10 protein-coding genes are annotated in these 13529 nt (G+C 70.6%); 9 read left to right on the plus strand and 1 reads right to left on the minus strand.

Annotated features, from left to right (window positions below):
- Positions 1-129: 129 nt before the first annotated feature.
- The 7 genes from ABZ855_RS29330 (at position 130) to holA (ending at position 8289) form a co-directional block, all read left to right on the plus strand.
- Positions 130-930 carry a hypothetical protein gene (locus tag ABZ855_RS29330; protein ID WP_360811880.1) on the plus strand — a complete coding sequence of 267 codons (801 nt, stop codon included), beginning with the start codon at positions 130-132 and terminating at the stop codon, positions 928-930.
- A gap of 81 nt (positions 931-1011) precedes the next feature.
- A complete protein-coding gene (locus tag ABZ855_RS29335) occupies positions 1012-1857 on the plus strand; it encodes a DegV family protein (protein WP_360811882.1) in 846 nt (281 codons plus the stop codon).
- Between the two features lie 543 nt (positions 1858-2400).
- The gene (locus ABZ855_RS29340; RefSeq protein ID WP_360812073.1) at positions 2401-3336 is read left to right on the plus strand and encodes a ComEA family DNA-binding protein; all 936 of its coding nucleotides are present in this window, start codon (positions 2401-2403) and stop codon (positions 3334-3336) included.
- 131 nt (positions 3337-3467) lie between these two features.
- Positions 3468-6008, plus strand: coding sequence for a ComEC/Rec2 family competence protein (locus tag ABZ855_RS29345; protein WP_360812075.1), 2541 nt, complete (start codon positions 3468-3470; stop codon positions 6006-6008).
- Positions 6009-6012: 4 nt separating this feature from the next.
- Positions 6013-6909, plus strand: a complete 897-nt coding sequence (locus tag ABZ855_RS29350) for an arylamine N-acetyltransferase (RefSeq protein WP_360811884.1) — start codon at positions 6013-6015, stop codon at positions 6907-6909.
- Between the two features lie 47 nt (positions 6910-6956).
- Entirely contained in the window at positions 6957-7202 is a 246-nt protein-coding gene (locus tag ABZ855_RS29355) for a hypothetical protein (protein WP_319204482.1), read from the plus strand.
- 103 nt (positions 7203-7305) lie between these two features.
- Positions 7306-8289, plus strand: a complete 984-nt coding sequence (gene holA / locus ABZ855_RS29360) for a DNA polymerase III subunit delta (RefSeq protein ID WP_360811886.1) — start codon at positions 7306-7308, stop codon at positions 8287-8289.
- 398 nt (positions 8290-8687) lie between these two features.
- Here the strand turns inward: holA and rpsT are convergent, their stop codons facing one another.
- On the minus strand, positions 8688-8954 hold the full coding sequence (gene rpsT / locus ABZ855_RS29365) for a 30S ribosomal protein S20 (RefSeq protein ID WP_360811888.1): 267 nt from the start codon (positions 8952-8954) through the stop codon (positions 8688-8690).
- A gap of 286 nt (positions 8955-9240) precedes the next feature.
- Between rpsT and lepA the strand changes: the two genes are divergently transcribed.
- Together lepA and ABZ855_RS29375 are read left to right on the plus strand one after the other, a co-directional pair.
- Complete coding sequence (lepA, locus tag ABZ855_RS29370) at positions 9241-11121, plus strand: translation elongation factor 4 (RefSeq protein WP_360811890.1); 1881 nt, start codon at positions 9241-9243, stop codon at positions 11119-11121.
- A 344-nt stretch (positions 11122-11465) separates the two neighbouring features.
- Positions 11466-13340, plus strand: coding sequence for an AMP-dependent synthetase/ligase (locus ABZ855_RS29375; RefSeq protein WP_360811892.1), 1875 nt, complete (start codon positions 11466-11468; stop codon positions 13338-13340).
- Positions 13341-13529: the final 189 nt, after the last annotated feature.

A 13529-nucleotide genomic window follows, 5' to 3' on the forward strand; every position in this document is an offset into this window, starting at 1 on the left:
GGTCCGGTGGATCGCTCGGGGTAGTCCCCTACGGGCAGGTTCGGGGTTCTTTTGGAACTCCGGGCCTGCCCTTTGCGTTTACGGTTGAAGAGCGGCTCGAAGGCCGCGACCGGTACGAGGAGGAGCGTCGTGGAAGCCGCTGTCGCAGTTGTCGCCCTGCTCTTCCTGCTGTTCGTCGTGCTGGGCGTGTACGCGACCGTGAAAGTGGTCGGCGCGGCCAAGAGAGGTGTCGACCGGACGATCTCGCAGGCCCGCCGCACGGTCGAGGACACCACCCTGCGCGCCAAGACGTACGCCCAGCCCGGCCCGGTCGGCGAGCTGGCCCAGCTCAGGCTCAAACTGCGTACGTCGATGCGGGCCACCCAGGACGCGCTGCACGCGGGCGTGACCGAGGACGAGTCGCTCAAGGAGTCCCTCGGCCTCTTCGAACGGCTCAGCAGGCACGGCCACGAACTGGACGCCGAACTCAAGCGACTGGAGTCCGAGCCCGACCGGGCGACGCTGGCCGCGAGACTGCCCGCGCTGCGCGAGCGCACCGACCAGATCACTCAGGCCGCCGACTCGCTGCGCTGGGCGGCCCGGGACCGCGCGACCCGTTTCGCCGGCGACGACCTGGACTCCCTGCGGACCCAGATCGACGTCGAGGCGGGCGCCCTGCGGCACTGGACGACCGTGGAGCCGACGCCCACCGCGACACCCTCACCGGCAGCCACACCGACTCCCGCCCCCACGCCGGCCGCCACTCCCGCCCCCGCTCCGCCGCCCTGGCCCGAGGCTCCGGCCGCCGACGGGGGCGCGGCGCAACAGACCTGGGAGGACAACGCGGACGGGCGTCGGCCCGCCGAACCGGCTCGGCCCGCCATCACCCCGCCGGTCCAACAGCCCACCTATCCCTGGCAGAAGAAACCCCGTCCGGAGAGCACGACTTGATCCGGTGGGCCGACTCCGGTCCCGACGCAGGTGAAAGGGGCGGGCTGCCGCCCACAAGCTACGGCAGGTAACCTCCAGCTCATGTCCCGCCATGTCGCGATCGTCACCGATTCAACGGCCTACCTGCCGCCACGGACGATGGAGCGCCACGGCATCATCGCGGTGCCGCTGACCGTGGTCCTCGGCGACCAGGCTCTCGAAGAGGGCACCGAGATCTCGGCCCGTTCCCTGGCCCAGGCTCTCCAGAAGCGTCGGTCCGTCACCACTTCGCGCCCCAGCCCCCAACTCTTCGCGGAGACCTACCGCAAGGTCGCCGAGTCCGGCGCCACCGGCATCGTCTCCCTGCACCTCTCCGCCGAGTTCTCGGGCACGTACGATGCCGCGGTCCTGGCGGCCCGTGAGGCGCCGGTGCCCGTGCGGGTGGTGGACACCGGGATGGTCGCGATGGCCCTCGGGTTCTGCGCACTGGCCGCCGCCGAGGCGGCGGAGGCGGGCGGCACGGTGGACGAGGCCGTCACGGCCGCGGAGAAGCGCGCCGCGGGCACGTCCGCGTACTTCTACGTCGACACCCTCGACTATCTGCGCCGCGGCGGTCGGATCGGCGCGGCGCAGGCCATTTTCGGTTCCGCCCTCGCGGTGAAGCCGCTGTTGCAGCTGGACGGCGGACGCATCGAACTGCTCGAGAAGGTGCGAACGGCGTCCAGGGCCATCGCCCGCCTGGAGGAGATCGCCGTCGACCGTGCGGGTGGTGCACAGGTCGACATCGCGGTGCATCATCTGGCCGCTCCCGAACGGGCAGCGGCTCTCGCGGACCGACTGCGGGTCCGGGTGCCGGAGCTGGCCGACCTGCATGTGAGCGAGGTGGGCGCGGTGATCGGGGCGCATACGGGGCCCGGGTTGCTGGGTGTGGTTGTTTCGCCTCGGTGATGGTCTTCTGTGCCCAGAGGTTTGTGTGGGGCACTCGTGTGGGTGACGGAGTTTTCCACAACCGGTGAGTAATCCACCGGAATTGAGCAAGATCATCGCGAGTGTGGCGGATTGCTCCATCCTCGGCGCATGACATTTCGATCAGGTTCACGCGCAACCACTGCGACCAGCGGCCCGGGCCGCGGCTCGATGTCCGACGGCCGCGTCCGTCATGGCCATGGCCATGGCCAGCGCCATCGGCATCGCCGTCCCGGTGGCCGGGCTCGGCAGCATCAGGCGTCGGCCGATGAACTGCGGCGGCGGGCGGAGGTGCTCTTCGGCGAACGGGTACTGGAGCGAAGGGAGTTGGGGAACGGGCCGCCGGGTGGGGATCAGAATGCGGGGGCGGTGGACGACGGGGAGGTGGCGGGGCTCGGTAGGCCGGCGGCGGTAGGGCGTCGGGGCTCTGGTGGGGGCGTGGACGGCAGGGGTGCCGTTGGTGCGGCTGTTGTTGGGGACCGGGGTGCTGGTGCTGGTGTTCGGGCTGGTGGTGCTGGTGGCGGCATCAGTGCTGGTGCTGGTGCTGGCACGGGTGACGGTGACGGTGGCAGTGGCAGTGGCAGTGGCCGTGAGCGGGGTCGTGGCGGTGTCGGTGGCCGTGGCGATGGCGGTACCAGTAACAGTTCCGGTGTTGGCACCGGCACCAGTACGGGTGCCGGTGGCGGTTCGGATGGTGGTTACGGGGCCCCTGTTGAGGGCTGGCGGGAGCGGGCCGGGCTTGCTGTGCGGGAGCGGATGCCCGTGTGGTTGCAGGCGCGGTGCGGTCTGGAACGGCGGAGCGTGGTGGCGCTCACGGCGGTGCTGGTCGCTGCCGGTGTTCTCGCCGGGCAGCACTTCTGGGCGGGGCGTGTCCAGCCTGTCCGGGCGCCGGAAGTGGTGCGGGCGGCGGCTCCGCTCGGGTCGGCGCGGGCCGCGAGTGGCGTGACCGTGCCCCGGGGTGTCACGGCGCCGGCCGGGGCGCAGATCGTGGTGGACGTCAGCGGCAAGGTGCGTGAGCCGGGGGTTCATCGGCTGCCGGCCGGGTCGCGGGTCGCCGACGCGCTGCGGGCCGCCGGTGGGGTGCGGCCCGGCACGAAGACGGATGGGCTCAACCGCGCCCGGTTCCTGGTGGACGGCGAACAGGTGGTGGTCGGCGGGGTCGTGGGCGCATCGGGCGCGGTCGTGGGTGGCACGGTTGTGAGCGGGGCGGCCGGCTCGGGTGGCGTGGGAGCGGGCGGCTCCGTGGGCGGGGCGGGGGCTGGACCGGTGGCGCCGGTTTCGTTGAACACGGGCACCGTGGAACAGCTCGACACCCTGCCGGGGGTCGGGCCGGTGCTGGCGCAGCACATCGTCGACTACCGCACCCAGCACGGCGGATACCGGTCCGTCGACGAACTGCGCGAGGTGAACGGCATCGGCGACCGACGCTTCGCCGATCTGCGAAACCTCGTGCAGCCATGAGCCGGGTACCGGGCACCCCGGAATCGGAGCATCGCGCTCGGAACGCGGTGGCGGGGGACGCGCACGACGACTTTCGCCGGCTCGACGAGCAGAACGTCCCCGACGGTCGGACATCTCGCGCCCGTCGGTCCGTGCACGCCGCCTCGGGCAAGCGGCTCGGGGAGGCGAACCCCCGGCAGGAAGGGCCGACAGACCTGCGGTTGGTGCCGCCCGCGTTGGCGGCATGGGCGACAGCGGCACTGACACTGGATGCCCCTCCCGGCTGGGTCACCGGTGTCGCGGTCGTCTGTTCGGTCGTGGCCGGAGTGCTCCTGCTGGTCCGTCGGACCTCGGCGGGACCGGGGCTGCCGGCGGTGCGACAGCCCTGGCGGGGCAACTGGTCGCGGGTTTCCGTGGCCTGCGTGCTGCTCTGCGTCGCCGCGGCCGCCGCCTCCGCCGGACTGCACGGGGCCGATCTGCGCAGGGGGCCCGTGCCGGGGCTGGCGCGACAGTACGCCAGTGTGACGGCCGAGGTGGAGCTCACTTCCGATCCACGGCTCTCCCGGCCCCGGATCCAGGGCGCTCACGCCGCGCCGAGCGCCGTACTGCTCGACGCCGAGATCCGGCGGATCGAGTCGCCCGACGGGAGCACGACGGCGACACGGACGCCCGTACTCGTGACCGTCGACATGAGCGCGAAGCCGACGAGGGCGGGGCCCTTCCGCCGGCCGGGCGCCAAGGCGGGGGCCGGGCCGGAGCGTTCGCCCTGGCTGGGGTTGTTGCCGTCCACGCGGCTGAAGGTGACCGGGCGGCTCGTGCCCGCGTTGACCGGCGGTGACCGGATCGCGGCTGTGCTGCGGGTACGGGGTCGGGCGGCGCCGGAGGTGGTGGGGCCACCGTCGGCGGCACAGCGGTTCGCCGGGCGGCTGCGGGCGGGGCTGCGGGACGCCACCGAGGATCTCCCGGCGGACGCGCGGGCGCTGCTGCCCGGCCTGGTCGTCGGGGACACCTCGCGTGTCACACCCGAGCTGGACGAGGCGTTCAAGGAGACCGACCTCACGCACCTCATGGCCGTCAGCGGGGCGAACTTCACGATCCTCCTCGCCCTCCTCATCGGCCCGCCCGCCCTCGCCCAGCAGGTCGAACGGCGTGGTCTCGCACCCCGGCTGGGCATCTCCCTCCGGACGACCGCGCTGTTCGGCGGCGCGCTCACCCTGGGATTCGTCGTCGTGTGCAGACCCGACCCGAGTGTGCTGCGGGCCGCGGCCTGCGGATCGGTCGCACTGCTCGCCCTCGCGACCGGGCGCCGCCGGTCACTGATCCCGGCGCTGGCGACAGCGATCCTGCTGCTGGTGCTGTACGACCCCTGGCTGGCACGGAGTTACGGCTTCCTGCTCTCCGTCCTCGCCACCGGCGCCCTCCTCACCCTCGCGCCCCGCTGGAGCCCGGCGTTGCGCAGGCGCGGGGTGCCGCCGCGACTGGCCGAGGCGCTGGCCGCCGCCGGTGCCGCCCAGGCCGTGTGCGCGCCGGTCGTGGCCGTACTGTCGGCACGGGTGAGCCTGGTGGCGGTGCCGTGCAACCTGCTCGCCGAGTTCGCCGTCGCCCCGGCCACCGTGCTGGGCTTCGGGGCGCTGGCCACCGCGCCGGTGGCCATGCCGGTGGCCGGAGCGCTGGCCTGGGGCGCGAGTTGGCCCGCGGGGTGGATCGTCGACATCGCCCGCACGGGAGCGGCGCTGCCCGGCGGGGGAGTGGACTGGCCGGGCAGCTGGACGGGCGCGCTGCTGCTGGGGCTGTGCGTGGTGCTCGTCGTGTTCGTGGGCGCGCGGCTGTTGCGGCACCCCTGGTGGTGCGCGGCCTGTGGGGTGCTGCTGCTCCTGGTGGTCGTGCGGCCCGCGCCGCTGACCAGGGCGATCACCGGGTGGCCGCCGCCGGGGTGGCGGTTCGCGATGTGCGACGTGGGGCAAGGCGACGCGAGTGTGCTGGCGGCCGGGGAGGGTACCGGCGTGGTCGTGGACGCCGGACCCGACCCGGCGCTGGTCGACCACTGTCTGCGCGACCTCGGCATCACCAAGGTGCCCCTGGTGATCCTCACCCACTTCCACGCCGACCATGTCGCCGGGCTGCCCGGGGTACTGCGGGGGCGTTCGGTGGGCGCGATCGAGACGACCGGGTTCGAGGAGCCCGAGGACCAGGCCGAGTTCGTGCTGAGGGAGGCGGCGGCCCGGCGTATCCCCGTGACGCGTGCGGTCGCCGGGGAGCGGCGGAGGACGGGTGACCTCGACTGGGAGGTGCTGTGGCCGCGGCCGGCACCCGCACCCGAGCCGGAGGGGGCCAACGACGCCAGTGTCACGTTGCTCGTCCGGTCGGCGGGGCTGCGCCTGCTGCTCCTCGGGGACCTGGAACCCCCGGCCCAGCGCGCGCTGTTGGGTTCGCCGGCCGCCGGGGCGGTGCGTGCAGTGGACGTCCTGAAGGTCGCCCACCACGGATCCGCCTATCAGGACCCAGAGCTCATACGGGCGGCGGCACCGAGGCTGGCCCTCATCTCGTGCGGCGCGGACAACACGTACGGGCATCCCGCTCCCAGTACGGTGGCGGCGCTCAGGAACGGGGGTGCCGTGGTGCTGAGGACGGACGAGGACGGGGCGTTGGCGGTCGTCGGTGCGGGCCGTGAGCTGCGGGTGGCGAGAGACTGAGGCCATGAACTCCGCACAGGCTGCGGCCTACCTCCGTCGGCTGGGCGTCGAGCGCCCGGTGTCGCCCACCCTCGACACGCTGCGCGAGCTGCAACTGCGGCACCTGGTGTCGGTGCCTTTCGAGAATCTCTCGATCCATCTCGGAGAGGAGATCGTGCTGGCCGAGGACCGGCTGTTCGACAAGGTGGTGGGCGCCCGGCGGGGCGGGTTCTGCTACGAACTCAACGGTCTTTTCGGGGCGTTGCTGACGGCGCTGGGCTTCGACGTCACGCTGCTCGCGGCGCGGGTGTACGGCGACGAAGGGCGGCTCGGGATCCCGTACGACCATCTCGCGCTGCGGGTGGGGACGGTGGACGCGGAGGGGGGTGACTGGTTGGTCGATGTGGGTTTCGGGGCGCACAGCCACCGTCCGCTGGCCTTCGGGCAGCGGGGTGAGCAGGAGGATCCGGGCGGTACGTTCCTGATCGTCGAGGCGGGGCCCGACTCGGCGGGGGTGCGGGGCGGCGGGGTGGACAGGGGGTCGGGGATGGACTCGGGGACGGATTCGGGCGCGGGTGCGGGCGCGGGTGACCTGGACGTGGTGCGGGACGGGAGCCGTCGGTATCGGCTGGAGCTGCGGCCTCGGGTGCTGGGGGACTTCGTCGCCGGGGCGTGGTGGCACAGCACTTCCCCCGAGTCGCACTTCACGCGGTCGCTGGTCTGCTCGCGGGTCACGGAGGACGGCGGGAGGATCACGCTCAGCGGGCGGAGTCTCACGGTGACGGCGCCGGGTGGGGAGAAGGAGGTGCGGGAGCTGGGGGCCGACAGTGAGGTGCTCTCCGTGTACCGGGAGCGGTTCGGGGTCGAGTTGTCGCGGGTGCCGAGTGTGCCGAGTGTTCGGAGCCCTGGTGGGGATGCGTGAGGCGGCCGGCGGCTGGACCAGGCTCCGGGGTGGCGGAAAATGTCTCCGTGAGCGATGTGAGACATGTGCTGGTGCTGCCCGACCGCGATGCCGCCGAGGACGTGGTGGAGGCGTTGCGTGACCGGTTCGGCATCGGTGAGGAGCCGCAGCTCGTACGGGACGCGCTGGCCGGTGAGGACGATGCCGAGGACGCCCAGTGGCTGGTGGTGCTGACGGACGAGGCGGGGCGGCTGGACGCGGCGGAGCTGGACGAGTTCGTGGGGGAGTGGGAGGGGTGGCGGGAGGAGCCGTAGCCCCAAGCCGCCCAGCCCACCCAGCCCCCGAGCTCCCGAGCTCCCGAGCTCCCGGGGACTGTGGGCGGCGGCGTTGTCAGTGGCTCGTGGGATGCTTTCGGGGATGGCCAAGAAGACCGCACATGACGACCCTCTCGCCCCCGTCACGCTTGCCGTGGGCCAGGAGGACCTCCTGCTCGACCGTGCCGTGCAGGAGGTGGTGGCCGCCGCTCGGGCCGCCGACGCCGACACGGACGTACGGGACCTGACCTCGGACCAGTTGCAGCCGGGGACGCTGGCCGAGCTGACCAGTCCCTCGCTCTTCTCCGAGCGGAAGGTCGTGATCGTACGCAACGCGCAGGATCTGTCGGCCGACACGGTCAAGGATGTGAAGGCCTACCTCGGGGCGCCGGCGGAGGAGATCACCCTCGTGCTGCTGCACGCGGGCGGGGCCAAGGGCAAGGCGTTGCTCGACGCGGCGCGCAAGGTGGGGGCGCGGGAGGTGGCGTGTCCCAAGATGACGAAGCCGGCGGATCGGCTGGCGTTCGTGCGGTCGGAGTTCCGGGCGACGGGGAGATCCGCCACGCCCGAGGCGTGTCAGGCGCTCGTCGACTCGATCGGGAGTGATCTGCGGGAGCTGGCGTCCGCGGTGACTCAGCTGGTCGCGGATGTCGAGGGGACGATCGACGGGGCGGTGGTCGGGCGGTACTACACCGGGCGGGCCGAGGCCTCGAGTTTCGAGGTGGCCGACCGGGCCGTCGAGGGGCGGGCGGCGGAGGCGCTGGAGGCGTTGCGGTGGTCGTTGTCGACCGGGGTGGCGCCGGTGATGATCACTAGCGCGTTGGCTCAGGGGGTGCGGGCGATCGGGAAGTTGTCGTCCGCGCGGGGTGGGCGGCCGGCGGATCTTGCTCGGGAGTTGGGGATGCCGCCGTGGAAGATCGATCGGGTTCGGCAGCAGATGCGGGGGTGGACGCCGGAGGGGGTTTCTGTGGCGTTGCGGGCGGTGGCTGAGGCTGATGCGGGGGTTAAGGGGGGTGGGGATGATCCCGAGTACGCGTTGGAGAAGGCGGTTGTGGTGATTGCTCGGGCGGCTCGGTCTCGGGGGTAGGGGTGGGCGGGGTTTTTCGCCCCCGCCGCCCTTACCCGTCCCATCCCGTTCCTGGGGGCTGCCGCCCCCAGACCCCCGCTACGGCCCTGAACGGGCCTTGTCCTCAAACGCCGGACGGGCTAATGGTGCGGGCCGGTGCTGAAGAGGTGTCGGACGGGCTGGGGGTGCGGGCCGGTGTTGTAAAGGGGCCCGACGGGCGGGAATGTCGGCGTACGCCGAAGGCCCCGGCTTCTGTCCTGGGGTAGGACCGGTGCCGGGGCCTTCGGGTGTTGCTTCTGCTGGGTGGCTTCACGCCCGCGTGGCGAACGCAGTCGTGCGTGGAGCCGGGGTGCCGGGTGGGGGCGGGAGAGAGGGCCCGCTCTGGTCCGTCCGGCGGATTAGATCAAGGGAAGCGAGGTTCAGCCCTTGAGGGCGGCGACCTTGGAAGCAAGCGCCGACTTCTTGTTGGCGGCCTGGTTCTTGTGGATGACACCCTTCGAGACGGCCTTGTCGAGCTGACGCGCGGCAGCGCGCTGCGTCTCGGTGGCCTTCTCGATGTCACCCGCGGCAGCGGCCTCGCGGGCCTTGCGGATCGCGGTCTTCAGGGAGGACTTGACGGCCTTGTTGCGCAGCCGAGCCTTCTCGTTGGTCTTGTTCCGCTTGATCTGGGACTTGATGTTCGCCACGAATGAGCCTTTTCAGCTTCAGGTGCGCGAGGGCACGCCTCATGCACCGTTTGATTGCTTCTTGGTTTTACTGCACCGTGTCTCCTGCTGAGAGGGCATGGGACACAGCGACTCAGGCTACCAGCCGCTCTTCCGGCGGCCCAATCCGGTCGACCGCTCTCCCGCCCGCTCTTCGTGAAACCGCCCAAACCGGTCCCCGCTCCCCGCCCGTGGGACCATGGAACCTACGTATCGATTCGACCCGAGACCGCAGACACTGCGGACGCCTCAAGAATCAGGACCCTGCGTGCCCGCGATCCCTAGCCATGTGCCCGAGCCGAGCCGTACCGACCCGGCTCTGATCCGCAACTTCTGCATCATCGCGCACATCGACCACGGCAAGTCCACGCTCGCCGACCGGATGCTCCAGCTGACCGGAGTGGTCGACCAGCGGCAGATGCGCGCCCAGTACCTCGACCGCATGGACATCGAGCGCGAGCGCGGCATCACGATCAAGTCCCAGGCGGTGCGTCTGCCGTGGGCCCCGACCGGCGGGGACGGGGGTGAGAAGGGCAGGACCCACATCCTGAACATGATCGACACCCCGGGACACGTCGACTTCACCTACGAGGTCTCGCGGTCGCTCGCGGCCTGTGAGGGGACCGTCCTCCTCGTCGACGCCGCCCAGGGCATCGAGGCCCAGACCCTCGCCAACCTGTACCTGGCGATGGAGAACGACCTCAAGATCATCCCCGTACTGAACAAGATCGACCTGCCGGCCGCCCAGCCGGAGAAGTTCTCCGAGGAGCTCGCCAACCTCATCGGCTGCGACCCGGACGATGTGCTCAGGGTCTCCGCCAAGACGGGTGTGGGCGTCGACGCCCTGCTCGACAGGGTCGTCGCCGAGGTGCCGGCTCCCGTCGGGGTCGCGGACGCGCCCGCCCGCGCCATGATCTTCGACTCCGTGTACGACTCGTACCGGGGGGTCGTGACGTACGTACGAGTCATCGACGGGCAGCTCACCAAGCGTGAGCGGATCCGGATGATGTCCACCGGGGCCACGCACGAGCTGCTGGAGATCGGGACCAACTCGCCCGAGATGCTGCCCGCCGACGGGCTCGGGGTCGGTGAGGTGGGGTATCTCATCACCGGCGTGAAGGACGTGCGTCAGTCCAAGGTCGGTGACACCATCACGACCCTGCACCAGGGGGCGACCGAGGCGCTCGGCGGCTACAAGGACCCCAAGCCCATGGTCTTCTCCGGGCTCTATCCGCTGGACGGCTCCGACTACCCCGAGCTGCGCGACGCCCTCGACAAGCTCCAGCTCAACGACGCCGCGCTGGTCTACGAGCCCGAGACCTCCGCCGCCCTCGGGTTCGGCTTCCGGGTCGGCTTCCTGGGCCTGCTGCACCTCGACGTCATCCGCGAGCGACTCGAGCGGGAGTTCGGCCTCGACCTCATCGCCACCGCGCCCAACGTGGTCTACCGGGTGGTGATGGAGGACACCTCCGAGCACATCGTCACCAACCCGAGCGAGTTCCCCGAGGGGAAGATCAGCGAGGTCTACGAGCCCGTCGTACGGGCGACGATCCTCGCGCCGTCCGAGTTCATCGGGTCGATCATGGAGCTGTGCCAGACCCGGCGCGGTGTGCTGATCGGAATGGACTACCTGTCGGAGGACCGGGTCGAGATCCGGTACACGCTGCCGCTCGCCGAGATCGTCTTCGACTTCTTCGACCAGCTGAAGTCCAAGACCCGGGGCTACGCGTCGCTGGACTACGAGCCCACCGGTGAGCAGACCTCCAGCCTCGTCAAGGTCGACATCCTGCTGCACGGCGACAAGGTCGACGCGTTCTCCGCGGTCACGCACAAGGACGCGGCGTACGCGTACGGGGTGCGGCTCGTCGCCAAGCTGCGCGAGCTGATCCCGCGGCAGGCCTTCGAGGTGCCCATCCAGGCCGCCATCGGATCGCGGGTCATCGCCCGCGAGACCATCCGCGCGATCCGCAAGGACGTTCTCGCCAAGTGCTACGGCGGTGACATCTCGCGCAAGCGGAAGCTGCTGGAGAAGCAGAAGGAGGGCAAGAAGCGGATGAAGATGGTGGGCTCTGTGGAGGTTCCGCAGGACGCCTTCATCGCCGTCTTGTCGAGCGACGACAACGCCGGGTCGGGCAAGGGTAAGAAGTAGCCGACATCGGTGGTGTGCGATCGGGAGAATGGGGGCTCGCCGCGTAGGAACGCGGTGGGCCCCCGTTCGTGTCCTTACCGTCGGGGCTGTAGGAAGCGAACAGTCGCCATCTGTAGGAAGTGACGGCCCGTCGCCCCTTACGCACCGGGCGGTCGCGCCTTACTCTGATCTCTGCTCGGTAGTTACTCGCGAGTCACTCAGGTTCGCCTCGTGATGTGCATGTCGGTCGCACCCTGCTGACCTGCTTTTCTGCTGGGGGTCCGGGGGTCGTCCCCCGGGAAGACGCAGTAACAACAGCCGCAAATGAGCCAGCCGCCGCATTGCCGCGGGCCCCGGAGGATGTCGTGAGCGACACACAGACCTTGATCGAGAACCGTCCGCCGTCCGTAGCCGGTCTTTTCCTGGACCGAGTGGCCGCCACGCCGGACGCCGAGGCCTACCGCTACCCGGTGCCGCCGGCCGCCGGTGAGGGCCCGGACGACTGGAAGTCGCTGACCTGGGGGCAGACCGCGGAGCGGGTCTACGCCATCGCCGCCGGCCTCATCGAACTGGGCGTGCAGCCGGAGCAGCGCGTCGCGCTCGCCGCCGCCACCCGGGTCGAGTGGATCCTCGGTGACCTGGGCATCATGTGCGCCGGCGCGGCCACGACCACCGTGTATCCGCAGACCAACGCCGACGAGTCGGCCTTCATCCTTGCCGATTCCGCCAGCAAGGTGCTGATCGCGGAGGACGCGAGCCAGCTCGCCAAGGCGCAGGAGAAGCGCGCCGAACTCCCCGAACTCACCCATGTCGTGGTCATCGACCCGGCCGGCGTCGAGACCGGCGACGGTGTGCTCACGCTCGCCGAGCTCGAGCAGCGCGGTGCCGCGTATCTGGAGAAGCACCCGGACCTGATCAAGGAGCGGGTCGGGGCCATCACGAAGGACCAGCTCGCGACCCTGATCTACACCTCCGGCACCACCGGTCGCCCCAAGGGCGTCCGGCTGCCGCACGACAACTGGTCCTACATGGCGAAGGCGATCGCCGCGACCGGACTGGTCGGCCCGGACGACGTCCAGTACCTGTGGCTGCCGCTCGCGCACGTGTTCGGCAAGGTGCTGACCTCCGGTCAGATCGAGGTCGGTCATGTCACCGCCGTGGACGGCCGCGTCGACAAGATCATCGAGAACCTTCCGGTCGTGCAGCCGACGTACATGGCCGCCGTGCCGCGCATCTTCGAGAAGGTCTACAACGGGGTCGCGGCCAAGGCGCGCGCCGGTGGCGGCGCCAAGTACAAGATCTTCCAGTGGGCCTCCGGTGTCGCCCGCGAGTACGCCAAGGTCAGCCAGGACAACTTCCGGCGCACCGGCACCGCGTCCGCGCCCTTCGGTCTCTCCGCGAAGCACAAGGTCGCCGACGCCCTCGTCTTCGCCAAGATCCGCGAGGCCTTCGGCGGCAACCTGCGCGCCTGTGTCTCCGGATCGGCCGCCCTCGCGCCCGAGATCGGCTTCTTCTTCTCCGGCGCGGGCATCCACATCCTGGAGGGCTACGGCCTCACCGAGTCCTCCGCCGCGTCCTTCGTCAACCCCGGCGAGGCCTATCGCACCGGCACGGTCGGCAAGCCGTTGCCCGGTACGGAGGTGCGGATCGCGGACGACGGCGAGATTCTGCTGCGCGGGCCCGGGATCATGGAGGGCTACCACGGTCTGCCCGAGAAGACCGCCGAGGTGCTGGAGTCCGACGGCTGGTTCCACACCGGTGACATCGGCGAGCTGTCGCCCGACGGCTATCTGCGGATCACCGACCGCAAGAAGGACCTCATCAAAACGTCGGGCGGCAAGTACATCGCGCCGGCGGAGGTCGAGGGGCAGTTCAAGGCGGTCTGCCCGTACGTCTCCAACATCCTGGTGCACGGGGCCGACCGGAACTTCTGCACGGCGCTCATCGCCCTCGACGAGCCGGCCATTCTCGGCTGGGCCAAGGACAACGGGCTCGAGGGGAAGTCGTACGCGGAGGTGGTGGCCGCGCCGGGGACGGTCGCGCTGGTCGAGGGGTACGTCAAGGAGCTCAACGAGGGGCTTCAGCGGTGGCAGACGATCAAGAAGTTCCGGTTGTTGCCCCGGGATCTCGATGTGGAGCACGGGGAGATCACGCCGAGTCTGAAGTTGAAGCGGCCCGTGGTCGAGCGTGAGTACAAGTACTTGATCGACGAGATGTACGCGGGGTCTCGGGAGGCGTAAAGGGAGGCGCAAGGGGGGCGTGGGGTGCGGGGGCGTGCGGCGGCTGCGGGTGGGTTGCGGCTTGTCGCGCAGTTCCCCGCGCCCCTGCAGGGCCTGCCTGTCGGCGGCCCTACTTCGGCGGAATCTGTCCGTCTCTGAGCACTTGCGTAGCACTGTTCTTATTCATGGTGGCCCACTTCGGTAACTCGG

Source organism: Streptomyces sp. NPDC047042 (genome assembly GCF_040644035.1).
Classification (GTDB): domain Bacteria; phylum Actinomycetota; class Actinomycetes; order Streptomycetales; family Streptomycetaceae; genus Streptomyces.